Origin of the sequence: Cryptosporangium phraense, assembly GCF_006912135.1 — a bacterium.
Lineage (GTDB): Bacteria > Actinomycetota > Actinomycetes > Mycobacteriales > Cryptosporangiaceae > Cryptosporangium > Cryptosporangium phraense.
Genome location: NZ_VIRS01000013.1, coordinates 73,001 through 97,581, shown reverse-complemented (window position 1 = coordinate 97,581; position 24,581 = coordinate 73,001). Strand labels below are relative to the sequence as shown.

General features: G+C 72.8%; 23 protein-coding genes and 1 pseudogene. 6 read left to right on the top strand and 18 right to left on the bottom strand.

Features of this window, described 5'->3' with window-relative positions:
* Window positions 1-2: 2 nt before the first annotated feature.
* On the bottom strand, window positions 3-2,174 hold the full coding sequence (locus FL583_RS19375; RefSeq protein WP_142706094.1) for an alpha-ketoacid dehydrogenase subunit alpha/beta: 2,172 nt from the start codon (window positions 2,172-2,174) through the stop codon (window positions 3-5).
* Window positions 2,175-2,275: 101 nt separating this feature from the next.
* On the opposite strand from FL583_RS19375, the gene FL583_RS19370 reads away from it, so the two are divergent.
* Both FL583_RS19370 and FL583_RS19365 read left to right on the top strand, forming a co-directional pair.
* The gene (locus FL583_RS19370; RefSeq protein WP_142706093.1) at window positions 2,276-2,770 is read left to right on the top strand and encodes a VOC family protein; all 495 of its coding nucleotides are present in this window, start codon (window positions 2,276-2,278) and stop codon (window positions 2,768-2,770) included.
* A 5-nt stretch (window positions 2,771-2,775) separates the two neighbouring features.
* Window positions 2,776-3,438: a GntR family transcriptional regulator gene (locus tag FL583_RS19365; RefSeq protein WP_205752275.1), complete on the top strand. Its 663-nt coding sequence runs from the start codon at window positions 2,776-2,778 to the stop codon at window positions 3,436-3,438.
* 21 nt (window positions 3,439-3,459) lie between these two features.
* Here FL583_RS19365 and FL583_RS19360 read toward each other — a convergent pair.
* A pseudogene (locus FL583_RS19360) lies at window positions 3,460-4,153 on the bottom strand (oxidoreductase).
* Window positions 4,146-4,481: a nuclear transport factor 2 family protein gene (locus tag FL583_RS19355; RefSeq protein ID WP_142706091.1), complete on the bottom strand. Its 336-nt coding sequence runs from the start codon at window positions 4,479-4,481 to the stop codon at window positions 4,146-4,148. Before FL583_RS19355 ends, FL583_RS19360 begins: the two are co-directional and overlap by 8 nt.
* A 78-nt stretch (window positions 4,482-4,559) precedes the next feature.
* Here FL583_RS19355 and FL583_RS19350 point away from each other — a divergent pair, with 78 nt between their 5' ends.
* Together FL583_RS19350 and FL583_RS19345 are read left to right on the top strand one after the other, a co-directional pair.
* A complete protein-coding gene (locus tag FL583_RS19350; protein ID WP_142706090.1) occupies window positions 4,560-5,354 on the top strand; it encodes a MerR family transcriptional regulator in 795 nt (264 codons plus the stop codon).
* A 166-nt stretch (window positions 5,355-5,520) separates the two neighbouring features.
* A complete protein-coding gene (locus FL583_RS19345; protein ID WP_142706089.1) occupies window positions 5,521-7,290 on the top strand; it encodes an FAD-dependent oxidoreductase in 1,770 nt (589 codons plus the stop codon).
* Window positions 7,291-7,357: 67 nt separating this feature from the next.
* On the opposite strand, the gene FL583_RS19340 is transcribed toward FL583_RS19345, so the two are convergent.
* The 12 genes from FL583_RS19340 to FL583_RS19285 are packed head-to-tail and all read right to left on the bottom strand — an operon-like array spanning window position 7,358 to window position 17,762.
* Entirely contained in the window at window positions 7,358-8,098 is a 741-nt protein-coding gene (locus FL583_RS19340; RefSeq protein WP_142706088.1) for a hypothetical protein, read from the bottom strand.
* Window positions 8,091-8,546 carry a hypothetical protein gene (locus tag FL583_RS19335; RefSeq protein ID WP_142706087.1) on the bottom strand — a complete coding sequence of 152 codons (456 nt, stop codon included), beginning with the start codon at window positions 8,544-8,546 and terminating at the stop codon, window positions 8,091-8,093. Before FL583_RS19335 ends, FL583_RS19340 begins: the two co-directional genes overlap by 8 nt.
* Window positions 8,543-9,037: a phage tail protein gene (locus FL583_RS19330; RefSeq protein WP_142706086.1), complete on the bottom strand. Its 495-nt coding sequence runs from the start codon at window positions 9,035-9,037 to the stop codon at window positions 8,543-8,545. The genes FL583_RS19335 and FL583_RS19330 overlap by 4 nt, the downstream gene beginning before the upstream one ends.
* Window positions 9,018-11,594, bottom strand: a complete 2,577-nt coding sequence (locus FL583_RS19325; protein WP_142706085.1) for a putative baseplate assembly protein — start codon at window positions 11,592-11,594, stop codon at window positions 9,018-9,020. The genes FL583_RS19330 and FL583_RS19325 overlap by 20 nt, the downstream gene beginning before the upstream one ends.
* Window positions 11,591-12,004, bottom strand: coding sequence for a GPW/gp25 family protein (locus FL583_RS19320; protein ID WP_142706084.1), 414 nt, complete (start codon window positions 12,002-12,004; stop codon window positions 11,591-11,593). Before FL583_RS19320 ends, FL583_RS19325 begins: the two co-directional genes overlap by 4 nt.
* Window positions 12,001-12,339, bottom strand: coding sequence for a hypothetical protein (locus tag FL583_RS19315; RefSeq protein ID WP_142706083.1), 339 nt, complete (start codon window positions 12,337-12,339; stop codon window positions 12,001-12,003). The genes FL583_RS19320 and FL583_RS19315 overlap by 4 nt, the downstream gene beginning before the upstream one ends.
* A 47-nt stretch (window positions 12,340-12,386) precedes the next feature.
* The gene (locus FL583_RS19310) at window positions 12,387-13,889 is read right to left on the bottom strand and encodes a phage baseplate assembly protein V (RefSeq protein WP_142706082.1); all 1,503 of its coding nucleotides are present in this window, start codon (window positions 13,887-13,889) and stop codon (window positions 12,387-12,389) included.
* Window positions 13,886-14,611, bottom strand: a complete 726-nt coding sequence (locus FL583_RS19305; protein ID WP_142706081.1) for a CIS tube protein — start codon at window positions 14,609-14,611, stop codon at window positions 13,886-13,888. Before FL583_RS19305 ends, FL583_RS19310 begins: the two co-directional genes overlap by 4 nt.
* Window positions 14,611-15,444: a hypothetical protein gene (locus tag FL583_RS19300; protein WP_142706080.1), complete on the bottom strand. Its 834-nt coding sequence runs from the start codon at window positions 15,442-15,444 to the stop codon at window positions 14,611-14,613. The genes FL583_RS19305 and FL583_RS19300 overlap by 1 nt, the downstream gene beginning before the upstream one ends.
* Window positions 15,419-15,898, bottom strand: coding sequence for a phage tail protein (locus FL583_RS19295; RefSeq protein ID WP_142706079.1), 480 nt, complete (start codon window positions 15,896-15,898; stop codon window positions 15,419-15,421). The genes FL583_RS19300 and FL583_RS19295 overlap by 26 nt, the downstream gene beginning before the upstream one ends.
* 3 nt (window positions 15,899-15,901) lie before the next feature.
* Window positions 15,902-17,068: a phage tail sheath family protein gene (locus tag FL583_RS19290; RefSeq protein WP_142706078.1), complete on the bottom strand. Its 1,167-nt coding sequence runs from the start codon at window positions 17,066-17,068 to the stop codon at window positions 15,902-15,904.
* Entirely contained in the window at window positions 17,061-17,762 is a 702-nt protein-coding gene (locus tag FL583_RS19285) for a carboxypeptidase-like regulatory domain-containing protein (RefSeq protein ID WP_170323743.1), read from the bottom strand. The genes FL583_RS19290 and FL583_RS19285 overlap by 8 nt, the downstream gene beginning before the upstream one ends.
* A gap of 235 nt (window positions 17,763-17,997) precedes the next feature.
* On the opposite strand from FL583_RS19285, the gene FL583_RS19280 reads away from it, so the two are divergent.
* Together FL583_RS19280 and FL583_RS19275 are read left to right on the top strand one after the other, a co-directional pair.
* On the top strand, window positions 17,998-19,530 hold the full coding sequence (locus FL583_RS19280) for a PLL family lectin (protein ID WP_142706076.1): 1,533 nt from the start codon (window positions 17,998-18,000) through the stop codon (window positions 19,528-19,530).
* Window positions 19,531-19,550: 20 nt separating this feature from the next.
* Window positions 19,551-20,225, top strand: a complete 675-nt coding sequence (locus tag FL583_RS19275; RefSeq protein WP_142706075.1) for a hypothetical protein — start codon at window positions 19,551-19,553, stop codon at window positions 20,223-20,225.
* A 30-nt stretch (window positions 20,226-20,255) separates the two neighbouring features.
* Here the strand turns inward: FL583_RS19275 and FL583_RS19270 are convergent, their stop codons facing one another.
* The 3 genes from FL583_RS19270 to FL583_RS19260 are packed head-to-tail and all read right to left on the bottom strand — an operon-like array spanning window position 20,256 to window position 24,514.
* Window positions 20,256-20,450 carry a hypothetical protein gene (locus FL583_RS19270; RefSeq protein WP_142706074.1) on the bottom strand — a complete coding sequence of 65 codons (195 nt, stop codon included), beginning with the start codon at window positions 20,448-20,450 and terminating at the stop codon, window positions 20,256-20,258.
* 27 nt (window positions 20,451-20,477) lie between these two features.
* On the bottom strand, window positions 20,478-21,860 hold the full coding sequence (locus FL583_RS19265; RefSeq protein ID WP_142706073.1) for an alpha-amylase family protein: 1,383 nt from the start codon (window positions 21,858-21,860) through the stop codon (window positions 20,478-20,480).
* Window positions 21,857-24,514: an MGH1-like glycoside hydrolase domain-containing protein gene (locus tag FL583_RS19260; protein ID WP_142706072.1), complete on the bottom strand. Its 2,658-nt coding sequence runs from the start codon at window positions 24,512-24,514 to the stop codon at window positions 21,857-21,859. The genes FL583_RS19265 and FL583_RS19260 overlap by 4 nt, the downstream gene beginning before the upstream one ends.
* Window positions 24,515-24,581: the final 67 nt, after the last annotated feature.

Here is a 24,581-nt window from a genome sequence, read left to right as displayed (position 1 = left end):
CGTCAGAGCTCCTTCGCCAGGTCACGCAGGGCGGCGACGACGTCCGCCACCTGGGCCAGCGCCGCCTGCTCGAGCACCTTGCTGATGCTCGGCGACGCCTCTCCGCCGGTCACCCGGGCCACCGGAGCGTCGAGCCAGTCGAACAGCTTCCGCTGGATCTCGTCGGCGAGCCGCCCACCGTAGGAGGTCCCCCAGGCTCCCTGTTCGACGATCAGCACCCGGCCGGTCTTGCGCACGCTGGCACCGATCGTGTCCCAGTCCAGGCTCGCCCGGTCGAGCCACCGCAGGTCGACGACGTCGGCCCGCACCTCGGGGACCTGTTCGAGGGCCTCCAGGCACCGCCCCACCATCGACAGGTACGAGATCACCGTGACGTCCTCGCCCTCGCTCCGCAGCGCGGCCTTCCCGACCGGTAACCGGTAGTCGAGGTCGTCGGCCGGCCCGGGCGCCACCGTGCCGTACAGGTCGGTGTGCTCCAGCACCACGACCGGGTCGTCGCAGGCCAGCGCCGTGTTCATCAGGCCCACGTAGTCGAACGGGTTCGACGGCGCGACGACCCGCAGCCCGGCGGCGGTCGTCAGTACCCCGGCCGGGTCCATCGAGTGTTGCGATCCGTAGCCGGTGCCCGCGGCGAGCTTGCTGCGCAGCACCAGCGGCACCGGGTGGTCGCCACCGAACATGTGCCGGGCCTTGGCCACCTGGTTGAACAGCTGGTCGGCGGCCACCCACATGAAGTCCGCGTACATGAACTCGACGACCGGGCGGAACCGGCCGTCCATCGCCATCCCGCCGGCCATTCCGGTGAACGCGTTCTCGCTGATCGGGGTGCCGAGAACCCGCTCGGGGAACCGCTCCAGCGCGGCCCGGGTGGCGCCGTTGGTGCCGCCCTTGAGCCCGTCGACGTCCTCCCCGAGGACGACGATGCGTGGATCCTCCTCCATCCGCCGGGCCATCACGTCGCTGACGACGTCGATGAAGCGGCGATCGGTCAGGCGCCCCTGGAACTCGTAGCGACTGCCGTCCAGCTCGGAGAGGTCACCGCGGATCCCGACGTCGACGAAGCCGGGGTCGGGCCAGCGGTCCGGGCGGATCCGGCGCTGGCCCGGCTTCCCGCCGGCCACCGGTTCGAGAAGTTCGGCGCCGATCGCCCGCAGCTGGGCCGTGATCTCCTCCCGCGCCTCTTTGAGCTCGACGTCGGTGACGAGTTCGCGGCGCAGCGCCTGCCGTTCGAGCACGGTCAGCGGGTCGCGGTTCCGCCAGGCGGTCTCCTCGTCCTTCGTGCGGTAGCCGAACGCGCTGCCCGGGAACGGGCCGTTCTGGTGGAAGAACCGGTAGACCTCGGCTTCGATCAGCGTCGGCCCGCCTCCGCCGCGCATGTGGTCGAGCGCCTCGGCCATCGCCAGGTGCACGGCGAGTGGATCCATCCCGTCGACGCGCCAGCTCGGTAGGCCGAAGCCCGGTCCGCGCGCCGACACCCGCGCCTCACCGGTCGCGCGCTCGACGTCCGTCGAGACCGCGTACTTGTTGTTCTCGACGAAGAAGCAGACCGGCAGACTCCACGCGGCGGCCAGGTTGAACGATTCCAGCACCGAGCCGATGTTGATCGCCCCGTCGCCGAAGTAGGCGACGCTGACCGCATCGGTGCCGGAGCGGCGCTGGTTGAACGCGTAGCCGAGCGCCTGCGGAACTCCCCCGCCGACGATCGCGTTCGTGCCCATCGCACCGGCCTCGGGCCACTGCAGGTGCATCGAGCCGCCGCGGCCCCGGCAGTAGCCCTCGGCGAGCCCGCAGATCTCCGCGAGCGTGCGCCGCAGCACGGTCGTCAGTTCACCGGTCACGCGTGGGAGTGCGCCGGTGACGCGGGGCAGCGCGTGGCCGAACGCCTTGGCGAGGAACTGATGGTGCCCGCGGTGCGAGCCGACGATCATGTCCGCGCTCGTCAGGCCGGCGATCGAGCCGACGGCGCCGCCCTCCTGCCCGATGCTCGAATGGGCCGGGCCGTGCACCAGCCCGTCGGCGGCCAGTTCGAGCACGTACTCCTCGAACACCCGGATCCACAGCGTCTCGCTGAGCAGGCGCCGGACGAGATCCGGGTCGGCCTCGTCCCAGTCGTCGTCGGTGACCGTCAGCGCCACCCAGGGGTGGGCCGCGGTGAGCTCCTGGTGGATGGGCATCGGCGACCTCCATTGGATCCAATCGAAGCTGAATTTGCCGAACGTCGGCGGCTTTCGGGCCACCGTAGGCTATGAATGGATCCATCGACAAGGAGGTGCTGATGTCGCCGATCCCTGGCCTGACCCACGTCGACCACATCGGGCTCACGGTTCCCGACCTCGACGAGGCCCACGACTTCTTCGTCGACGTGCTCGGGTGCGAGTACCTGTACGAGCTCGGGCCGTTCGAGCACCGGGACAGCTGGATGAGCGAGCACCTGAACGTCGCCGACGACACCGTGATGCGCCGGCTGCGCTTCTACCGGCTCGGTGGCCGGGCGATCTTCGAGATCTTCGAGTACGAGGCCCGTGACCAGCGCACGACGCCGCCGCGCAACAGCGACGTCGGCGGCCACCACGTCGCGCTCTACGTCGACGACCTCGACGCGGCCGTCGCCGATCTCCGGGGGCGCGGCCTGACCGTGTTCGGCGACCCGACCGCCAGCCGGGGCCCCTCCGAGGGCCAGCGGTGGATCTACTTCCTCGCGCCGTGGGGACTGCAGCTGGAGCTAGTCTCCTACCCGGACGGGAAGGCTTTCGATCGGGGAAAGAGGTGACCGCGGTGCTCGACGGGGGGTCGGTCGGCGCCTCGGTCGCGAGTCAGCGGATCGCCGACCAGGTGCGCGAACGCATTCTGGACGGGACGCTCCCGCCGGGCGCGCGGATCCGGCAGGACGACCTGGCCGAGGAGCTCAACGCCAGCCGGCTTCCGGTCCGCGAGGCGCTGCGCATCCTGGAGTCCAGCGGCCTGATCACGCTGAAGTCGAATCGTGGCGCCTGGGTCACCCAGCTCGACCAGCGCGAGTGCGAGCTGAACTACAAGATCCGCGAGCGCATCGAGCCGCTGCTCCTGGCCGAGAGCATGCGCGCGACGACCCCGGCCGACGTCGGCGAGCTGGTCGAGCTCCAGGAACGCATCGAGGCCACCGACGACGTCGAGACGTTCCTGGTGCTCGACCGGCAACTGCACTGGGCCACCTATCGGAATCACGACGCGCCGCAGCTGGCCCAGATCGTCGCGCGGCTGTGGGACACCACCCAGCACTACCGACGCGCCTTCAGCCAGCGGGCGTGGGCCGAGCACCGCTGGACGATCAACTCCGAGCACCGGCTGCTGATCGAAGCGGTCCGGGATTCGAACGTCGACATCGCGCAGCGGGTGCTCGAGATGCACATCCGGCGCACCCGGATCGAGCTGCTGAAACATCCCGAGGTCTTCAGCTGACCCGGGACGCGCCGGGCCGGGTCAGACGGTCGGGACGGTTCCGCCGTCGATGACGTACTCGGCGCCGACGATCGCCGATCGTCTGCCTGGCTTGCTCGCGGGTGAGTCCGTTGCCGTCGGCGAGCCGGTCCACGAACTTCTCGGAGGCTTCCGTCGCGATCCCGCCGGGGCTGATCGCGTTGACCCGTACGCCGCGCGGCGCGAGCTCGTTGGCGAGTCCCTTGCTGTACGTGCGCAGCGCGGCCTTCGCGGCGGCGTACGCCAGGGTCGCGTCGTGCAGAGGCATTTCGCGCTGGATCGAGGTGAAGTGCAGCACCGTCGCCGACCCGGACTCGATCATCGCGGGGAGAAGCGCCCGATCGAGTCGCACGGCTCCCAGGAGATTGAGGTTCAACTCGGTGAGCCACTGCGCTTCGGTGATGGCCGCGAAGCCGCCGGGTGGCGTCGACGATCCTCCGACGACGTGCACCAGGATGTCGAGGGCGCCGCCCGAGGCGATTCGAGCGGCCACCGCGTCGGCGCCGTCGACCGTCGACGTGTCCGCCTCGATGAACCGATCGGGACGCTCGTAGCCGGGCGGCATCGTGCGGGCCGTCACGTACACGTCGGCGCCGAGCTCCCGCAGCCGGTCGACGACCGCCTTGCCCGAGCCCTTCGAGCCGCCCGTGACCAGCGCGCGCCGACCGTCGAGACGGTCGCGGTCCCGGTCAGACATGGTTGGCGATGACGATCTCGGCGATCAGGTCGTCGCGCAGCGTGAATCGGTAGTCGAGCTCGGCGACGCCGCCGGGGAACGTGCCCTCCAGCCGGACGGTCGCCACGGAGTGGGTGTCGTCGATGCGGTGCGCGCCGATCTGCTCGGTGGTGTATTCGAACTCGGAGCCGGCGTCGCGCAGGAACGCGTGGACCTGGTCGCGGCCGCGGAAGGTCTCGCCCTGGTCGACGGCCACCACGTCCTCGGTGAGGAGCTTCGAGGCGGTGTCGGCGTCGCGGGCGATGTGTGCGGCGAGGAAGTCGCTGACGATGGTCGGTAGCTGTGTCATGAGTGCACCGTGCGACCTGACGGGACGGGAGAGTCAAGCCGTGGACTCTCTCCCCGGGAGAGGGTTCAGACTGCGAGGGTGCTGACCATCGGGGAGTTCTCGCGCCTGACCCACCTGAGCGTGCGGACCCTGCGTCGCTATCACGACGCCGCGCTCCTCGAACCCGCCGTCGTCGACCAGGGCACCGGTTACCGCTACTACAGCGTCGACCAGATCCCGATCGCCCAGGTCATCCACCGGCTCCGCGAGCTCGACGTCCCGCTGGGCGACGTGCAGCGGATCCTGCGCACGCCCGACCCCGGGGTCCGGTCGGCCCTGGTGGCCGAGCATCTGCAACGCCTGGAAGACGTCCTCGACCGCACCCGGGCCGCGGTCGTGTCACTGCGTCGTCTGCTCGAGCCGGAGCCGGCGCCGATCCGGGTGGAGCTGCGGGCCGAGCCGGCCCGGACGGTCGCGGCGGTGGAGGCCGTGGTCGAGAGCGGTGACGTCGAGGCCTGGTTCGCCGGCGCGATGGCCGAGCTGGAGGCCGCCGTCGGCGACGCCGTGACCGGACCGCCGGGCGGCAACTACGAGAACGTGCTGTTCGAACAGGAGCGGGGTCGCGCGCTGGTGTACCTGCCGACGAACGCTCCGCGGCGCGTCGGACGCGTGCATCCGGTGACGCTGCCGGCAGCCGAGCTGGCCGTCGCGACCCACGTCGGCGAGCACGACGGGGTCGAGGTCACGTACGGCGAGCTGGGGACCTGGGTCGTGCAGAACGCGATGTCGGTGGCCGGGCCCGTGCGCGAGGTCTACCTCGTCGGCCCGCGCGACACGCGGGATCCCGCCGCCTGGCGCACCGAGATCGGCTGGCCGGTCTTCCGCGTCACCTGACGCGGACCCGGCGGCGATCTCGCCTCGACGAACCCGGACTCGGCGAGCTTTCTCGCCTATTGACACCGACCCGAGCCTGAGCGAACGATGTCGGACAGATGTCCGCAGAGCGGTCGGCCTGCGGACATGCCCCTCACCAGGCACTTCGACGGCGAAGGCGGAGCTGATGACGACGGACATTCCCACGGTCGAGACCGAGGTGCTGGTGATCGGGTCCGGTCCGGCCGGAGCTGCGGCCGCCCTGTTCCTGGCCACCTACGGCACCCGCGTTCTGGTGCTGACCAAGTACGGGCGGCTCTCCGAGACCCCGCGGGCGCACATCACCAACCAGCGCACGATGGAGGCCCTGCGGGACATGGGCCTGGAAGAGCGCCTGATGCGTGAGGCCACGCCGTGGGAGTTCATGGGCAACACCACGTTCTGCACCAGCCTCGCCGGGGCCGAGCTCGGCCGGGTGGCCTCGTGGGGCACCGACATCCGTCGCAACGCCGACTACCGGCTGGCCAGCCCCTGCACGATGCTCGACGCCCCGCAGACGATCACCGAGCCGGTGCTCATGCAGGCGGCGCAGGACCGGGGCGCGCGGGTGCGGTTCGACACCGAGTACCTCTCCCACGTCCAGGACGCCGACGGCGTCACGACGCGGGTCCGCGACCGGCTGACCGGGGCGGAGTACGCGGTCCGGTCGCTCTACCTGGTCGGGGCCGACGGGGCCCGCAGCAAGGTCGCCGCCGACGTCGACCTGCCCTTCGAAGGCCCCGGGGCGGTGGCCGGGGCGCTCAACATCATCATCGAGGCCGACCTGACCCGCTTCGTGGCCCACCGGCCCTCGGTCCTGTATTGGATGCTGCAACCCGGGGCCGACAAGGAAGGCGTCGGGCTCGGCGTCCTGCGGATGATCAAGCCCTGGACCGAGTGGATGCTCATGTGGGGCTACGAGGTCGCCGCCGGGCCGCCGGACCTGACCGACGACTTCATCCGCCGGCTCGCCGTCCAGCTCGTCGGCACCGACGACTTCGAGATGCGGATCAAGTCGAGCTCGCCCTGGACGGTCAACCACCAGTTCGCCACCCGGCTGGCCGACGGGCGCGTGTTCTGCGTCGGGGACGCCGTGCACCGGCACCCCCCGACGAACGGGCTGGGCTCCAACACGTCGATTCAGGACTCGTACAACCTGGCCTGGAAGCTGCACCACGTCGTCCGCGGGCTCGCCCGACCGTCGCTTCTGGAGTCCTACGACGCCGAGCGGGCGCCGATCGCCAGGCAGGTCGTCGAGCGGGCCAACCAGAGCATCGCCGACACCGGCCGGATCATCGCGGCGCTCGACGTGGACGACACCAGCAACGTCGAACGGCTGGAGCAGCAGCTCGCGCTGCGGGAGGCGCCCGGGCCGGAAGGCGAGAAGATCCGGACGGCTCTGCGGGAGGCCATCGCCTACAAGTCGTTCGAGTTCAACGCGCACGGCGTCGAGCACAACCAGCGCTACGCGTCGGCAGCCGTCGTTCCGGACGGCACTCCGATGCCGGACTACGCACGCGACCCCGAGCTGTACGCGCATCCGACCACGTACCCCGGCGCCAAGCTCCCGCACACCTGGGTGACCCGCGCCGGGCACCGGATCTCGACGCTCGACCTGGCCGGCGGCGGCGAGTTCAGCCTGTGGACCGGTATCGGCGGCCAGGCCTGGGTGGACGCGGCCGCGGCGCTGTCGGCGAGCCTCGGCGTAGCGATCCGGCCGGTCGTCGTCGGTCCGGGCCAGGCGATCGAGGACCCGTACGGCACCTGGGCGGACCTGCGCGAGATCAACGACGGCGGGGTGCTCCTCGTCCGCCCCGACCTGTACATCGCGGCGCGGCACGTCCACGCCCCGGAGGACGCACGGGCCGCCGCCACGTTCCTCACCGACGCACTCGAGCGCGTACTGGGAACGCGCTAGCGGCGATCGCCGGTCGGCCGTTCCGCGCCGGAGCGGCCGACGGTCCCCGAGCCGACGACAGCCGGCGCTACCGCACCGACGACCGGGACGCTCGGATCGCCTCGACCACGGCGGGCAGCGAACCCAGCGCCAGGATCGACGCCCAGATCGCGGCCACCGCGGCGATCACGACCGCGGCCGCCGCGTCGACGATGCTGACGAGAATCGTCGGCACGAAGCCGTAGACGAGCGTCACCGCGAGCGTCGCCAGGCCGGTCGTCGCGAGCAACGCGACCAGGCCCTTGTTCTGCAGGAACCGCGGCTGCGCGAGCAGCAGCATCGCGAACACGACGACCTTGAGGAAGATCAGCAACCGCAGCAGGAGCACGGCGTCGTCCAGCGGGAACGCGCCCCAGCGGATCAGGTACACGATCGTGCCGAACGGGGCGGCGACGAACAGCGTGACCATCAGGATCAGGTCGCGGACGGCCGCGATCAGCAGACCGATCGCGAGAATCAGGAGCAGCACCGCCCCGACGACGGTGACCGCGCCCGACGCCCGGCCCACCGCGCTGCGCGGCAGCAGCAGGCTCAGCAGATACAGGCCCAGCGTGAAGATCACGATGACGTCGATCAGCGCGAGATAGGGCGTCGCCAGACCTCGGACGTCCTCGAAGCCACCGGTCTCCATGCCAAGCCCCTTCGTGGCGGTGGTCAGGCCGGCCGTGTCGGCGTGCGCGGTGAGCAGCGCCGACCCGGTCTCCAGCGCGACCGTGAGCACGGCGAACACCCCGGCCAGCAGCAGGAACGGCTTGCGCAGCTCAGTCATCGCCACCCCCGACCCGGAGCACGCACGAACACCGGACGATCACGACGCCCGGCCCGTCCAGCGCGATGCTCGTCTCGGCGACACCCGTCTTCCCCACGGCGACGTCGGCCTCGATCCGGCGGTCCGAGCCGTCCGGTCCGGGCGCGGACACCCGCAGCGGCGCCGTGGAGCGCAGCCGCAGGCGCTTCGTCGTGCCGGGGTCGCGCACGGTCAGCTCGCACGATCCGTCGACCTGCAGGCCGCCGCCGTTCCCGGCGGCCGGGCAGCCGGCCGTGACGTCGGCCGCCGGCACGTCGGGAAGGCCGCCGAACGTCCGGGCCAGCCACGAGACGAACGCCGGGCGACCGGCCGGATCGCCGGTGCCGGGCCGCTGGACGCCGGCCACGGCCAGCGCCACCACCACCAGGACTCCGGCCGCGGCCAGCCCGAGGCGCTGTCGCGGGCTCACGGGTCGACCACGACCTCGCACGTCGTCGCGGCCGGCTTCTCCGCGCGCACCAGCCGGTTGACGAGCGCGAGCTGCCCGACCGCCGCGCCGGGCACCCGGACGCGGAAGTGGAACGCCCGGGTCGACGGCTCCTCCACGACGATCCCGTCGACCCCGGTCGCCAGGACGAGGAAACGCTGCAGGCCGGCCGGGGTACCGCGGACCCGAGCCAGCGCGGCGCTCTCCGCGAGCAGGTTGCGCAGCCGGCCGAGCGGCACGAGCGCTCCCGAACTCGCGACCAGGTGATCCAGCGCGACCCACCGGGCCAGGAACGGCACCAGGTCGTCGGTGGTGAGGTACGGCGTGAAGAGCCGGTCGACGTCGTCGATCAGTGCTTCGTCCGGCTCGTGCAGTGCCTCCATGACGTCGAGCAGCGCCGCCAGCACGCTGCCGTCCACCGCGGCGCGCTGGTACGCCGCGGGGAGCAGCCGCTCAATCGCCCGGCGTCGCATCGCCGCGCACCACCGTGATCCGGTGCTCGCCGGAGCAGAGCAACCAGGTGTCGGGGACCGTGACCAGCTCCAGGTCGGCCTGGTTCGCGCTGGCCGTCCACTGGGTGCCGGTGTCGCTCCGGTAGACGCCGGACGCGCCGCCGGCCAGCAGTTGCCCGGAGCTCGCGGCGACGGTCTCCACCGCCTCGAACCGGGCCCGGTCCCGGAGCGGCAGCCCGCTGGTGACCGCCACGCCCTGCCAGGCGGGCGTCGGCGTGGACGCGTCCAGCCGCAACGCGCCACCGCTCTGCGTCCCGGCCAGGATCGTGGTGCCGACGACGGCGAGCGAGCGGCAGGTTCCGCCGGTCCAGCCGGACGACAACGTCTGCCAGCGGACGTCGGTCTCGAAGAGACGGGTCCGGTAGCAACCGGTCCCCGGCTGCGCCGGGTCCGGTTCGGCGACGCCGGCGAACAGCCAGGTGGCCGCCCCGTCGTACTGGACGGCGAGCGTCCGGACGTCCGTGTTGGACAGTCCGATGTGCCCGAACGTCCCGCGGCGGCCCCCGGCGATCGAGAGGTGGACGCCGAACTGCCCCTGGGAGGCCACCGCGACGCCCGGGAGACCGCGCTCGGAGACGAACGCGCGGACGGAGTGGAAGCCGCGGTCGGCGTCGGAGAGGTCGACCAGCGTCTGCTGGGGAACCGCGCCGGGGAGCAGCGACACCTCGAACAGGCCGCTGTCGGTGGCGAGCAGCAGCACGCCCGCGCCGTCCCGGTCGAGCCAGGCGACGTCGTTGATCCCCGGCTCCAGGTCGACGCGGGGCGTCCAGGTCTCGCCGAGGTCGGTGGTGACGTACAACCGGGACCCGGAACCGTCCGTCCGCCGGGTGACCAGCGCGACCGACCCGGCCCGGACGCCGATCGACGGACGCAACGGACCGGGAGCGGGCACGATCCGCGTGACCGTCTCCCCCGGGAACCGGCCGACCGGCTCCCAACCCAGGCCGGCGTTGCCGGAGCGGAACAGCACCTCGCCGCTCCCCGCGTACCAGGTACCCGGCTGGTAGGCGTCGATCGCGACGGCCCGGACGTCGTGGTCCGGGGCCTCCTCCAGCACGAACCGGACGTCGTCGACGTAGCGGACGCCCGGCTCGGCCTGCTCGAGCAGCCGGTAGACGTTCGAGGCCCGCAGCGGCTCGCCGAACGGCCAGCCGTCCGGCGACAACGGCGTCGGCAGCGGGCTCAGCGTCTGGTAGACCCGGTCGTGCACGCGCCGGCTCACCGCGTCGGCGTCCTCCTCCGGGCGGACGACGACGGTGGCCTGCACCGAGACCGGCTTGTACCGGGCCCACCCGGCGTGGCACGCGGTGCCCAGCGGGCGCCGCCGGTCGAGCTCGGCCTCGGTGCGCCGGCGGGTCTCCTCCAGCTCGTGGGCGCGCAGCAGGTCAGCGGGCAGACGCCCGCCCGGCCGCGACTCCTCGGGCACGTACGGGACCAGGACCACCTCGACCTCGCCCGGCCGGGCGTAGGTGTAGACCTCGGCTCCGGTGAACGCCCGGGCCCTGGCGATCGCCGACGACCGGGCGGTCGCCAGGATCTCGTAGTCGCGGGCGGTGACCGCGCGGTCGATCGAGAAGAATTCGTACGGCCCGCGCAGTATCGCGGACTCCAGCGTTTCCGCGGCCCGGCCGCCTTGCGCGGGTGCTGGGTTGCGGACGGAGACGCCTGGGAGCGGATCCCGGAGGCCGGTGAGCGAACCGGCGGACACGTTGCCGGCCGGACCGCCGCCGGTCCGGTACCAGGTCCGGATCTGACGTCCCTCGGCCGGCACGACGGCCACCGGCGTGGCCGGGTCTCCGGCCCGGTCGACGGCCGGAGCGAACGTGAAGGTGCCGGTCGTGCGGTCGACGACGTACACCTTCGCCCCGGGCGGCTGGTCGGCGAACGACGTCACCGGTTGCCAGATCTCGTACGTGACGCCGTCGAACTCGCGGGCCGCGGCTCCGAGGTCCACGCTTCCCGGCGTGGCCTCGACGCCCAGCAGCAGGTCGATCGGCTCGGCCGTGGTCACCAGCGGGGCGGCGGCCGTCCGCAGCACCTGGCCGGGTCGTCCGGTACCGGCGCCGAGCAGCTCGCCGTGGACCAGCTCGCCGTGGACCATCCGGACGGTCTGCTGCCTCGCACCGGCCGGGATCTCGGCCGAGGCGGTGGTCACGAACACCACCGGCACCGGGTCGGTACCCCGGGTGGCGGCGACCCGGGTGCCCGCCGGAATCCTCAGCACCGCCGACGCGTCGCCCCCGGTCCGGGTGAAGACCACGTCGGCCCAGGCCGCCGAGGGCGGGCGGGGGCTGACCCCGAGCAGGTTCAGGAACGCCAGGTAGGCCTTCTCCGGCAGTCGGTTCAGGCGGTAGATCAGCACCTCGGTCAGGTAGGCGAACGTCTCGATCAGCGCCAGGCCGGGGTCGTGCACCGACAGGTCCGTCCACTCGGCCTGCGTCTGCCGGATCCGTTCGCGGGCGGCCAGGACCAGGTCCGCGAAGTCGCGGTCGTCGAGGTCGGGGATCGGCAGCGTCATGCGTCCGCCCTCAGTTCGACGCCGAGCGTCAGCCCGTCTCTGGTCCGGCTCTCCCGGATCAGGTAGTCGAGCCGGACGAGCAGACGGGACGGCGCGTCCGGGTCCGGGCCGGCGTCCACGTCGAGCACCTCGACCCGGGGCTCCCACTCGGCGACGGCTTCCCGGACGTAATGGATCGCCAGCCCGGCCGTGGTGTCGTCGTTCGGCGCGAAGACCAGCCGGGGCAGCCGGCAGCCGTACGTCGGGCGCAGCAGCCGTTCGCCGGGGCGGGTGGAGAGCAGCATCAGGAGCGCCTGCCGGACGGCGGCGGCGCCGTCCACCGTGGCCAGCCGGCCGGCCGAGGTCAGCGCGAGCCCGCCCGGTCCGCCGCCGTCGAACCCCGCGCCGAGGAACCGCAATCCGGACGTCATCGGTCCGCGCTCACGAACGCCTGCCCTACCTTCCGGACGGTGTAGCGGACGAGACCCGGCGGCGTGCCGTCGGTCAGGCCGGCCAGCACGTCGAGGACCACCGGCGCGCCGTCGACCCGGACCAGCGCGCTGTGGCCGGTCGAGACCTCGAGCGTCCGGGCGCAGGGTTTGATCGTCGGGCCGGCGTGCGGGCAGCCGTCGATCGTCCGGCCCACCGGATCGTCCCCGACGAGCACCGGCACCCCGGCGACCGTCACCCAGGTCTGTGACGCGATCGACGCTATGCGTCCGTCGTGGTCACAGCGGACGGCCGACTCACGGGTCAGCAGTTGCACGGTGGTACCGCCCTTCGGTGGCTGATGACGGTCGCTGATCTCGGTCGCTAGGGGGCGTGCTCGAAGTCGACGGTGCCGGCCCGGATCGTCATCCCGTGGCCGGGCGCCTCGAGCACCAGGTCGGTCGCGGCGTGCAGGATCGATCGGTCCGGCCCCAGCTGCAGGTAGCTGCCCGCGCCGGTGTCCAGCCGCAGCGACCCGTCGGCGTCGTCCAGGACGACCGACTGGCCGGTCGCCGTCGTCAGCGACCACCGGGCGACCCGTCCGTCCCGGATCCCCGGGTCGGGCGGCCGGAGCGATCCGAACAGCGAGCCGAGGACCAGGCCGGCGGACGGTTCGCCGCCCGGAAGCACGACCAGCACCGTGTCGCCCACGTCGGGCAGTGCGACGATCCCCCGTCCGCCGCCCGCGCCCGGGCACACGACGGGGAGCCACCCGGCGTCCAGATCGCCGAAGGCCGGTAGCCGGACGCGGACGCGGACCAGGCCGTCCGGATCCTGGACGTCGGTCACCGCTCCCAGCGTGACGCTCGCGGGTTCCGGACGGTCGGGACGCTCGGGCGGCCGGGTGGTGAACGCGCAGAGGTAGCCGCGGGCGTCGATCGTGTGGGTGACCTCGGTGAGGGTCAGCGGGCCGGGGACGGTCACCGGCGCGCCGCGGACCGTGACCCGGGCGCCGGCCCGGAGGTTCGGGTCACCGTCCGCGACGCCGGTCGCCACCAGGACGGACGCGGTCCGGACGTCGTGGACGGCCGCGGCGACCGCGCCGATCTCCTCGGGGGTGCCGGCGAGCTGATTGACCAGGGTACGGACGTTCCCGGGGTCCTGGGTCCGGGCCGGCTCGGCGGTGCCGACGTGGGTTTCGGCGCGCTGGGCGTTCCAGCCCAGCGCGGTGTCACCCGGTAGCGGGGCGTCGAGGTTCTCCTCCACGCTCAGCTGTCCGAGGTTGCCCCCGAGCTCCAGCGCGATCGGGATGCCGTGACCGGCCAGCGTGATCACGCGCAGGGTGGACCCGTCGACCGTGAGGTACCGGCCGGTCCGTTCGCAGACCTGCAGGAGCAGGCCGAGGTCGGTCTGCCGGTGCTGGAGAAGGCCGTCCAGGCTCGGGCCGTCGGCCGGGGCGTCGACGGTCAGGCCGACCGGTTCGGCGAGCAGGCGGGCGAGAGCGGCCGGCGTCGACGGCGGGAGGACGCGCTGCTGCTGACGCTGCCGGAGGCGATGAAGGCGGTCGTAGCCGCGGAGGCGGACCAGGACCGCGCCGTCCGGACCGGCCTCGAACTCGGCCGTGGTGGTCTCGCCGTCGAAGAGCGGGGTGGTCGTGCCCTCGATGCGCAGGACGAGGCCGGTGCCCGGCCCGAGCGGGAACGGCGGGGCCTCGGTGAGGGTCAGCTCGCACTGCGACGGCTGATTGAGCCGTTGCGCGACCCGCACCGCGAGGATCCGCGCGGGACCGGCCAGGAGCCGGCCGCCGAGCTCGACCGACACGCCGGGCCCAGCGGGCCCGGCGGGCACGGCGGGACCGGCGGGCCTGGCGGTGGACGGGGCGGTCATCGGGGCGCTCCCGGAGAGGGCGGGACGGTGAGCGCCGTGCCGGGCGTCACCGCGAACGGGTCGGCGACACCGTTGTGGTCGGCCAGCTCGCGCCAGCGCAGGGGCGAACCGAGGGCTTGCGCCGCGGCCTGGTCGAGCCGGACTCCGGAGTAGCCGGGTACGGCGGCCCCGTCGCCGATCGCGACCACCGCACCGCCCGGCGCCACGGTCGGGACGCCCGGCGCGCGGAGGCCCTGCTCGAACCCGACCGGCGCGGGCCGCTCGGGCTCCGCGACCCGCACCAGCTTGAGGCGCAGCCAGGACCGGCGGGCGGCCCCCCCGACCGCGAACGCGTCGAAGCGCTCGGCGATCGCGACGATCACTCCCGGCACGTTCCAGCTCTTGCCCCAGACCAGCCGGACGCGCGGCGGCCGGACCCGGCCCCGCTCGCGGACCGAGTTCTCGGCCAGCGCCCACAGCCGACGGGTCAGCGTCCGCACGTCGTCCGGGCGGATCGGCGTCTCGACGAAGTCGACGTCGAACAGCAGGTCGAGGACGATCTCGGTGCGGCCGCCGCCGGTGAACAGCAGTGGGTCGTCGGCCAGGTCGGCGCCCACCAGGAGCAGGCCGTCGGCGCTCCGGGGCCGTACCCCGGCCAGCCGGGTGACCTCGACGGTCTCCGGGTTGAGCAGGCAGTCGATCCGCTCGCCGGTGGCGTCGATGAGGAAGGCGACGCGTTCCATCAGCGCCGAGCCTGTTCCCGGGCCAGCCGCGCGAGGCGGGCGGGAGCGGCCGGGGCGGGGTCGGGGGCCGGGGTCCAGAGCGCCGAGTCGTCGGGGAGGTCGGGCCAGTGGCCTTCGAGGGCATCGGCCGGGACGCCGGGCGCGATCGGGTCGGTCGGGGGTGGTACCGGCCACGGCGCGGTCGCGGTTCCGGGCGCGTCCGGCCGGACGACGTCCGACGGTGGCCGGCGTCGGCCGGCCGGAGGCGCGGTCGGGCGGCCGGTGACGATCGGGCGGGGCCACGGCGTAGCCGCCTGTTCCGCGCCGGGCCGCTTTACTACGGGCCGCCCGGCGCCCGTGTGCTCCGCGCCGGGCTTCGTCACGTCGGCGTAAGCGGCGTCGGATCGCCGGTCGACGGTCGGGGAGGCGGTCGGATCGGGAAGCGCGCGCCGCGCGCCGTCGCCCTCGGCGATCAGACGGACCGGCGTGCGCGGTTCGCCGGACGCCGGCCGGGCCGCGGCCTCCCGCGGACGCCGCACCGGCCGGGCCTCGCCGCCACCGGGCGCCGGTATCGCGACCGGATCACCGTCGGCCGACGGGGGCCTCGCCGCGGCACGGACCCGGCCGCGACCGGTACCGACACCCACGCCGGCGAGCAGCCCCGGCGCCCGAGCCGCAACCACCTCCGCCCAGTGCGCCGGCACCCCGCCGTCCGTGGACCCGCCCGATGGGAGCCCGCCCGCCGAAGTCCGCTCCGGCGACGGCTCGGCGAGGGCCGCGGCCCGGTAGGCGGCGGACCCGAGCCGGCGCAGGCCACTCGCCAGCGCACTACGCGGACGGAACCGACGCGCCACCGCTGACCTCCCGCTCCAACCCCTCGTGGGCCAGCACCAACGTCTCGACCGCCAGCTCCTGCGTCATCGCGTCCAGCGGCGCCCCCAGCCACTCCTGCGGCCAGGCGTTCAGCAGGTTCCACCGCAGCACCTCGTCGGCGCCGGTCGGATCCAGCACCGCGATCGACACGTTCCGCCGGTTCACCCGGCCGGTGACCGCGGTCATCAGCCAGTCCCAGAGCTCACCGGAACTGGTCAGCCCGTACCGCAGGACGACCGGCGAATACGTCACCCGGCCCGGTATCGCCCGGACCACGCTGTTCGCGCCGGCCTCCCGGTAGGCGATCCGCTCGACCCGCACGCCGAGCCCGGAGACCTCGGTGAAGTGCCCGTTGTCGACCCCGTTGAGGACGAGCTTGAAATGGTAGGCCCGGTACGGGTCGACCCAGGTCCCCGGCTGCGCGGCGACGTCCATCGGTCAGCTCCCCAACGTCTCGGTGGCTGCGCCACCGGCCCACTGGCTGAGCCGGAAGACGACGAACTCGGCCGGCTTCACCACGGCCACGCCGATCACCGCGACCACCTGCCCTTGATCGCGGACGTCCGGCGGGTTGGTCTCCTCGTCGCACTGGACGAAGAACGCCTCCGCGGGGGTGCGTCCCAGCAGTGCCCCGTCCCGCCAGACGCGGGTGAGGAACGCCACGATGTCGCGGCGGATCGACCGCCACAGCGACGAGTCGTTCGGCTCGAACACCATCCACCGGGTGCCCTCGGCGATCGACTCCTCCAGCATGTTGAACAGCCGGCGCACGTTGACGTAGCGCCACTCGCTCGCCTCGGCCGCCAGCGTCCGGGCACCCCACACGCGGATGCCTTCCGCACCGAAGGCGCGGATGCAGTTGACCCCGGCCGGGTTGAGGACGTCCTGTTCGGCCCGCGTCACCAGCTGGGTGAGTCCGATGGCACCGCGCACCGGTTCGTTCGCCGGTGCCTTGTGGACGCCCCGGGTCGCGTCGTTGCGGGCCCAGATCCCGGCCAGGTGCCCGCTGGGGGGCGTGGCGACGACCTCCCCGGTGAGCGGATCGCGAACCTGGAGCCACGGGAAGTACAGCGCGCCGTAGTCGGACTGCCGCGGACGCAGTGCCTCCTCCTCGCCGATCAGGGCCACCTGGGTGAGCGCGCTGACGTCCGACGCCGACTCGGGCGGATCGAGGATCGCCACCCGGTCGCGGAGCTGCTCGCAGTGCGTCAGCAGCGCCTCGTAGGACGCCGGGTCGGACTGGCCCGGCGCGGCGACGATCGCGATCTCGTCCACCGCTTCGAGGAGCTGCAGACCGGTGCGACGATTCCCGGTGCCGGCCAGCTCGGCGGACTCGCCGGTGTTGACGACGTAACAGCGCGAGCCGCCGTTGTCGAGGAAGCCGAACACGGCCCGGGCGAGCACGGTGCTCGGGGCATCGTCGATCGAGGCGAAGATCCGGAGGAACTCGGTCCAGCTCCCGATCGCGACCGCCTCGTCGACCCGGGCCTCGGGATCCGGTGCGACGCCGACGAAGCCCGCGGTGCTGGTGCCGACGGCGCCGATAGGACGGGCGCCACCGGCAACCTCCTCGACGTAGATCCCGGGCGAGAAGTAGCTAGGCATGCGCTCCTCCTGCGGAAGTGGACGGGACGTTCCCGATCGGGCACCGGATGACCAGCGGCTCGCCGAGGACGGGCGACACGACCGCGACGAACTGCCGGCCGCGACCGCCGATCCGGATGCGTAGCGAGCCGTCGGCGGGCAGGCCGGCCAGCCGGAACCGGCCGCGGGCGTCGGTGTGCGTGCTGCGCCCGGAGCCGACGGCCTCGATCCGCAGGGCGGCGAGCGGACGATCGCCGGCGCCGAGAACGGTGCCGTCCACCGCCCGGGCGTCGGCGGTCCGCAACGTCAGCGGGTCGTGGACCAGCGGGACCGCGGGGCGCGGGTAGGCGACGACGGCGGGGACCTCGAGGAGCAGTCCGGGACGGGGCACCGTGCCCAGCGCGGCCCACACGCCGAGGTCGAGCGGCTCCGGGCTGATCGGCCGTCCGTCGACGACGGCCGCGGTCAGGATCCGGTCCAGCACCGAGAGCTCGGCGGTCACCAGACAGCGGATCACGAACCGGTACGGATGCCGCTCACCGGTGCCGGCCGTCCGGCGCCGGGACCGGAGCTCGATCGCCCACAGCGTGACGTCGTCCTCCTCGGGGGCGGGCGGCGGCGTCCGGACCTGCACGGGCTTGCCGGAGATGGCGCCGAGCCAGCCCGCGAGCTCCTCCACCGCCGATCGGATCGGTCCTTCGTCCGCAGGCGTCACAGCCTCACCCCCTCCGGGCCCGGAGCGAGTTGTAGCACGGCGAGTCCGGGTAGGACACCCATTGTGTCCACTGTGGCTGAAGTGAAAGGCCAGGTAGATGGCCATGGTGTTGGATCATCGTCAGCCGTACCATGGCCCGGCCGGAGAGTCGCCACCGGCGTGCCCGGACCCATTTCTGTCGCAGGATCGAGGTCCTCATGACGTCCTGGTTCGACGCTTCCGGATCGGCCGCAGCGTGACGACGACGTGGACCGTCGACGCCGGTGCGGCCCAGATCCCGATCGACGCGACCCTCCGGGGCGAGTCGACGTTCACGGTCACGAACACCGGGGTGGTCGACGACACCGTGCGGTTCGACGCCGTCCCCGGGCCGGGTGCCGACAAGTCCTGGTTCAGCGTCGAGCAGCCGCAGCGGCTCGTGCCCGGCCAGAACGGCACGGTCGTGTTCCTCGTCCGGGTGGCGATCCCGCCGGGCACCCCGCCCGGGCAGTACGACCTCACCGGCCGGGTCTATTCCACGAACACCGACACCGCACCCGAGGACACGATGCGGTCCAGCGGACGGGTCACGTTCGTCGTCCCGGCCACGGTCGTGCCGCCGAAGCGCCGGTGGGTGCCCTACGCGATCGCCGCCGTCGTGCTCGCGGTCGTGCTGTCCACGGTGGCGTTCCTGGTGCTGCGGCCGGACTCGTCGGAGGACACGGCGACTCCCGGCCCGTCCCGGTCCCCCGGCGGGTCGCCCGCGCCGACGACGAGGTTCGCCGAGACGCTCGGCGCGGTGGCCACCGGCGGAGGCCGGGCCACGTACTTCGTCCGAAGTGCCGCCGGCGATCTCTGGCAGTTCACCGCCGACGGCGGCGCCGGCACCTGGACGAACGTCAAGCACCCGGACGGCAGGCCGATCACCGCGGGCGTCGGGGTCATCGCGCTCGACGGCGGCTCCCGGGCGCGGGCCTACGTCCTGGCCGGCGAGCACGTCTGGGCCGGCGAGGGCCTCGGCTCGTCGTGGTCGTGGTCGGACCTCGGCGGCCCGGACGGCGTTCCGATCGCCGGGCCGGTCGGTGCGCTGGCCGAGCCGGGCAACATCGCCTCGGTCTTCGTCCGCGGTCGCGACGAGCACCTGTACCAGCGGCGGACCGCCGGGTGGGGAGATCTCGGACAGCCGGGCAGCACCACGATCGCGTCCGCCGGTTCGGTGTTCTCGAACGAGGGTGGCGCCAATACCCACATCTTCGTGATCGGCGCCGACGGCACGCTCCGGCACCCGTTCTTCGCCGGCAAGTGGCGCTGGGAAGGTCTCGGCGCGCCGCCCGGCACGCGGGTGGAACTGTTGCTGGGCGGCACCGCCCAGGGTGACCGGCTGCCGCACGAGTTCGTCCGGGCCTCCGACGGCAACGTCTGGGTGCGTCGCTGGAACGGCACCTCGTGGAACTGGCAGCTCCAGGGCCGGCCGCCCACGGCCGGCGCCACGATCGGCGGTGCCCTGGGTGCGCTCCCGGGCCCCGGCGACGACCTGCTGCTGTTCGTCCAGACCGGGCAGAACCAGGTGTGGCTCAACCGCTGGGACGCTCAGACGCAGTCCTGGCGCTGGATCGACCAGAAGATTTCGGGTTCCGGCCCGCTCGCCACCGACGGCGGCGCCGTAACGTCGACCGCCCCGAACCAGGTGGTCCTGTTCGCCCGGAGCGCCACCGGCGACGTCTGGTTCACCCGCCCCTTCGCGCCCGCCACCACGACACCCCAGTGGCACCACACCCCAGCCCCCTGACCATCCCGGGAAGGTGTTCCATGCCCGTCGTCTACCGGCAGCTCAGTCCCGCGAACGCCCATCTGCCCACCTATTCGTTGGCGAAGGAACTGGCCCAGCAGTGCGTCGCGCAATTCGGCGCGGTCCGGCACACGCAAGCCGGGGTCGGCTCGGATTCCTGCTGCGCCGCGGTCGCGATCACTCCGATCGACGGTCACGGCGCCGTGGGGCCGGTGGTCGGCTACGACGAGCAGCAGGGGCCGGTTCTCGGCCCGGTCCCGGCCGCGGCGGCTCAGCAGTACGCCGTGGTGTTCGGGAATTCTCAGATGGCCGCCGGGCTCGTCCAGAACCCGGTGGTCGGAGGCCATGCCGAACGGGCGGCTCTGACGGTCGCACCACTGGGCGCCGCGCTCTACTCGCCGCCCGCCGCCCCGGCTCAGGCCGCCCTGTTCGTCGAGCTCACCCCGTGTATCAACTGTCAGAACTGGCTGGCCGGCGCCGGTGGGGGCGTCCCCAATCCGTTCGCGGCCGCCATCGCCCCCGGCGGCCCGGTGACGTTGAACGTGTGGTGGCGGTGGGACTACCCGGACGCCGTTCAAGCCACCCCGCTGGCCGGAGCCCATGGCGTGTTCATGCCGCTGAACGGCGTGGTGGGAATGGGTACCTTCCACGGCGGGACGCCATTGAACCAGCTGGTCGACACCAGCAGTTGGTGACCGGACGCCGAAGAGCGACGGCGGGGCGAGTTAATGCGTGGCCGCGGCCTTCGCGATGGCGGCCAGTTGCCGGTGGTAGAGGGCCACCGTGGCCGGACCGGCGCTCTCGAGCGCGGCTCGGGAGGCCGCGTCGGCCTTCCGGAAGATGGCCGTGTCGGGGCCGCCGAGGCCGGCCTGCGGCTCCACCAGGCCCTCGGCGACCGGGCGGCCTGGTCCCGGAGCCACCCGCCCAACTGAGGTTCGTCGAGGCGGTCAGCGCGACACGGTGAGCCAGTGGAAGCCCCAGCCCGGGAGCGCGACGTACAGGCCGTCGCTGGTGAGCGTGTCTCCGTCTCGGACGTACTCGGTGTCCGACAGCCGCTCCCGCAGCGTCCACGACGTCCCCGCCAGATCACCCCACGCCGGCCGGACGCGGCCCTGCGCCGGGGCGTCCGCATAGTTGACGACGACCAGCTGACGCACGTCGGAAGCCGTCCAGCTCCAGGCCAGCAGTTGCTCGGCGCTGGGATTGTCGGGCCAGCCCTCGCAGGCCAGCAGCTGCCACTCGCCGCGGCGGTCGACCGCGGCGAGCAGGCCGGCGTAGAAGCCGCGCAGCGACTCGGAGGGCGGTTCGTCCGGACGTCGGGAGAGGAACACCGGGACGTGGACGCGCCGGCCGGTGAACTGACCCTCGTGCCACAGGGTCACGCCGGGAAGCGTCGCGGTCGCGATGGCCGCGGCGCGCTCCTGCCCTTCGGGCAGCACGGCCGCGGCCCGGGGTTCGTCGTGGTTCTCCAGGAAGCGAACGGTGCCGGTCCCCGCACTACCGAGGTGGACGCGTACCGCGCGCGGATCGGCGTGCACCAGATGGTCGTAGAGCGTCTTGTCGTAGCAGTGGTCGAAGCCCTGGGCGAGCAGCGCGGGCTCGGTACCCCAGTAGGCCTCGGCCAGGAACAGCATGTCCGGATGGTCGGCGCGGACCCGGCCGATGACCTCCGGCCAGAACTCCTCGGCCGGAGCCGGGAGGTTCCAGGTGCGCGCGAAGACGTCGTTGAGGAACAGCATCGCCATGTCGCAGCGGACCCCGTCGCACTGGGCGCCGATCGAGGTCAGGGTCTCGGCTGCGGCCGACCGCAGGCCCGGGGAGAACGCGTCGAGCTGGACGACGTCCGGCCACGGCGGGAAGAACGGGTCACGGCCCAGCGCGAAGCCGTGATCGCCGACCACGATGCCGTCGCCGGGCATCAGGTACTCGGGGTGCTCGGTGAGCCAGCGATGATCGGGGGCGACGTGGTTGGGGACGTAGTCCAGGATCAGCTTGACGCCCCGGGCGGCGAGCGCCCGCCGGGCGGCGGCCAGCCCGTCGGGGCCGCCGAGGCGGTCGTCGACGACGTAGTCCCGGACGCAGTAGGGCGAGCCGAAGACGTCGTCGTCTCGCAGGTCGGGAAGCGCGGCCCGGAAGCTCGCCACCAGGTCCTCGTTGCGCAGGGCGATCGTCCGGCCGGCCGGGCTGCGTTCCCACACGCCCATCAGCCACACCGCGTCGATCCCGGGCGCGGCGATCGCGTCCCAGACCTGAGCGGGGACCTCGCCGAGGCCGACGCCGCCGAGCTCGGTCAGCCACACGGCGGTGTTGATCTCGTAGACGACGGTCATGAGCCGGTGATCAGACGCTGGACGACGTCGGCGGTCGGCGTGACCGCGCCGTGGCGGCGCCGGATCAGGTCGACGACCAGGCCGGTCCAGCCGGTCTGGTGGGTCGCGCCGAGGCCGGCGCCGTTGTCGCCGTGGAAGTACTCGTGGAACAGGATGTTGTCTCGCCAGCGCGGATCGGTCTGCAGGCGGGTCGTGCCGCCGAAGCACGGCCGGCTCCCGTCCGCACCGCGGAGGAACGTCCCCACCAGACGCCCGCGGAGGTCGGCGGCGACCTCGTTCAGCGTCGCGGTGTGGCCGGAGCCGGTCGGGTACTCGATCCGCACGTCGTCGCCGTAGAAGCGGTAGTAGCGCTCCAGCGCGGAGACGACCAGGTGGTTGACCGGGAACCAGACCGGCCCCCGCCAGTTCGAGTTGCCGCCGAACATGCCGATCGTCGACTCCGCCGGCTCGTAGTCGACGTTCGCCCGGATGCCCGCGAAATCCAGCACGGCCGGCTGGTCGCGGTGGCGGGCGGACAGGGACCGCAGCCCGTGCGGGGACAGGAACTCCGACTCGTCGAACAGGATCTGCAGCATCCGCTGCACGCGATCGACGGAGACGACGCCGACGAGCAGGCTGCGGTGCCCGGCCTCGCCGCGCAGCAGGCCGGTCTCGACGAGATCGTCGGGCCCGGCGATCCCGCGCCGGGCCAGGAAGCGGGCGAACCGCTTGCCGACCGCGACGGACCGCCCGAGCGCCTCCTCGCTGACGACGCCCACGGCCAGCATCGGGATCATCGACACCATCGAGCGGACCTGGACCCAGGTCGAGCGGCCGTCGGGGAGCGTGAGCCGGTCGTTGAACAGGCCCGTCTCCTCGTCCCAGAGTTCAGCGCCGTCGAGCGCCTCGCGGATCTGGGCGAAGTGCTCGAGGAACTTCTGGACGAGGTCGAGCGCGGGCCGGGACGCCGCCCGGTCGAGAACCGCGGCGATCGTCGCCATGGCAGCGGCGTAGGAGGCCATCCAGCCGGTGCTGTCGGCCTGCTCGAGGATCCAGCCCGGCGGCAGGTGCGAGCGGTCGATCGGGCCGATGTTGTCCAGGCCCATGAACCCGCCGCCGAACAGCGTGTCTCCGTCGGTGTCCTGCCGGTTGATCCACCAGGTGAAGTTGACCAGCAGCTTGTCGAAGACCCGGGAGAGGAAGTCCAGGTCGGTGCCGCCGTCCAGCGCGAACACCTCGAGCACGGCCCAGGCCTGCACCGGCGGGTTGACATCGCCGAAGTCCCACTCGTAGGCGGGCAGCGCGCCGTCGGGGTGCTGGAACCACTCCCGGCAGAGCAGGCTCAGCTGGTACTTGGCGAACGCCGGATCGACGTGGGCCAGCGCCACGCACTGGAAGGCCAGATCCCAGGCCGCGAACCAGGGGTACTCCCAGGTGTCGGGCATCGACATGATGTCGAACGCCTGGAACGTGCGCCAGCGGGCATTGCGGCCGCCACGGCGCTCCAGCGGTGGCGGCGGCTGGGCCGGGTCGCCGTCGAGCCAGCGGGCCACGTCGTAGGCGTAGAACTGCTTGCTCCACAACAGCCCGGCGACGGCCTGGCGGAGGACGGCCGCCTCGTCGGCGTCGGCGGTGTCGGGGGCCAGTTCGGCGTGGAACTCGTCGGCCTCGGCTCGGCGGGCGCGCCGGACGTCGTCGAAATCTCCGGGTGCGGCCTCCGCGGGGCGGAGGCGGAGCCGGAGCTCGACGGTCTCCCCGCCCGGGACCGACAACCTGTACCAGGCCGCGCAGCGGCTACCCCGGCGCTGCGGGTTGACCGAGTCGTCGCCGTGGATGACGTGGTCGCCGATGCCGTCCTTGGGGAAGTCCGGGCCCTTCGTGCCGTAGAGGCGCTGGGTGTTGGTCTCGTTGTCGCAGAACAGCAGCTCCGGGGCGCCCTCGGGAACGAACACCAGGTCGCCGAGGAAGGGGTGGGTCGTGCGGACGACGTTCCCGTCGGCCTCCAGGACCTCCGGCTCGCGGCCGCGCCAGGACCAGGTGTTGCGGTACCAGAGCTGCGGCAGCACGTGCAGCGGGGCGGTGTCGGGGCCGGCGTTCGTGACCCGGATCGTCATCAGCAGGTCGGTGGGGTCGGCCTTGGCGTAGTCGACCTCGACGACCCAGTACCGGTCGTCGTCGAACACCCCGGTGTCGAGCAGTTCGTACTCCGGGTCGTGCCGCCCGCGGGAGGCGTTGGTCGAGCGCAGGTCCTCGTACGGGAAGGCGGCCTGCGGGTAGTGGTAGCGCCAGCGGTTCCAGGCGTGGCTGGGCAGCGCGTCGAGGAACCACCAGTACTCCTTGGCGTCCTCGCCGTGGTTGCCTTCCGCGCCGGTCAGCCCGTAGATCCGCTCCTTGAGGATCGGGTCGCGCTCGTTCCACAGGGCCAGCCCGAGACAGAGCCGCTGCTCGACGTCGCTGAAGCCGGCCAGGCCGTCTTCGCCCCAGCGGTAGGCGCGGGAGCGGGCGTGGTCGTGCGGCAGGTACGTCCAGGCCTGGCCGTCGGCGCTGTAGTCCTCCCGGACCGTGCCCCACTGGCGTTCGGAGAGATACGGCCCCCACAGGTACCAGTCGCTCGCCTGCCGCAGCCCGAGGTCCAGCCGTCCGAATCCGGCTACCCGCTCCCGCTCCGCGCTCATCAGCTGGTGAACCTCCGGGGTTGAGGGCCGGGTCGGCGATCTCGCGCCACCCACTGTCGATCACGCG

Bases quoted from the DNA above. Each gene is read 5' to 3' on its own strand.
- FL583_RS19355 (WP_142706091.1), bottom strand. From the start codon at position 4,481: ATGACACAGCTACCGACCATCGTCAGCGACTTCCTCGCCGCACACATC.
- FL583_RS19265 (WP_142706073.1), bottom strand. From the start codon at position 21,860: ATGACCGTCGTCTACGAGATCAACACCGCCGTGTGGCTGACCGAGCTC.
- FL583_RS19370 (WP_142706093.1), top strand. From the start codon at position 2,276: ATGTCGCCGATCCCTGGCCTGACCCACGTCGACCACATCGGGCTCACG.
- FL583_RS19305 (WP_142706081.1), bottom strand. From the start codon at position 14,611: ATGGAACGCGTCGCCTTCCTCATCGACGCCACCGGCGAGCGGATCGAC.
- FL583_RS19320 (WP_142706084.1), bottom strand. From the start codon at position 12,004: ATGACGTCCGGATTGCGGTTCCTCGGCGCGGGGTTCGACGGCGGCGGA.
- FL583_RS19275 (WP_142706075.1), top strand. From the start codon at position 19,551: ATGCCCGTCGTCTACCGGCAGCTCAGTCCCGCGAACGCCCATCTGCCC.
- FL583_RS19340 (WP_142706088.1), bottom strand. From the start codon at position 8,098: ATGACTGAGCTGCGCAAGCCGTTCCTGCTGCTGGCCGGGGTGTTCGCC.
- FL583_RS19310 (WP_142706082.1), bottom strand. From the start codon at position 13,889: ATGACCGCCCCGTCCACCGCCAGGCCCGCCGGTCCCGCCGTGCCCGCC.
- FL583_RS19345 (WP_142706089.1), top strand. From the start codon at position 5,521: ATGACGACGGACATTCCCACGGTCGAGACCGAGGTGCTGGTGATCGGG.
- FL583_RS19290 (WP_142706078.1), bottom strand. From the start codon at position 17,068: ATGCCTAGCTACTTCTCGCCCGGGATCTACGTCGAGGAGGTTGCCGGT.
- FL583_RS19295 (WP_142706079.1), bottom strand. From the start codon at position 15,898: ATGGACGTCGCCGCGCAGCCGGGGACCTGGGTCGACCCGTACCGGGCC.
- FL583_RS19325 (WP_142706085.1), bottom strand. From the start codon at position 11,594: ATGACGCTGCCGATCCCCGACCTCGACGACCGCGACTTCGCGGACCTG.
- FL583_RS19260 (WP_142706072.1), bottom strand. From the start codon at position 24,514: ATGAGCGCGGAGCGGGAGCGGGTAGCCGGATTCGGACGGCTGGACCTC.
- FL583_RS19330 (WP_142706086.1), bottom strand. From the start codon at position 9,037: ATGCGACGCCGGGCGATTGAGCGGCTGCTCCCCGCGGCGTACCAGCGC.
- FL583_RS19375 (WP_142706094.1), bottom strand. From the start codon at position 2,174: ATGCCCATCCACCAGGAGCTCACCGCGGCCCACCCCTGGGTGGCGCTG.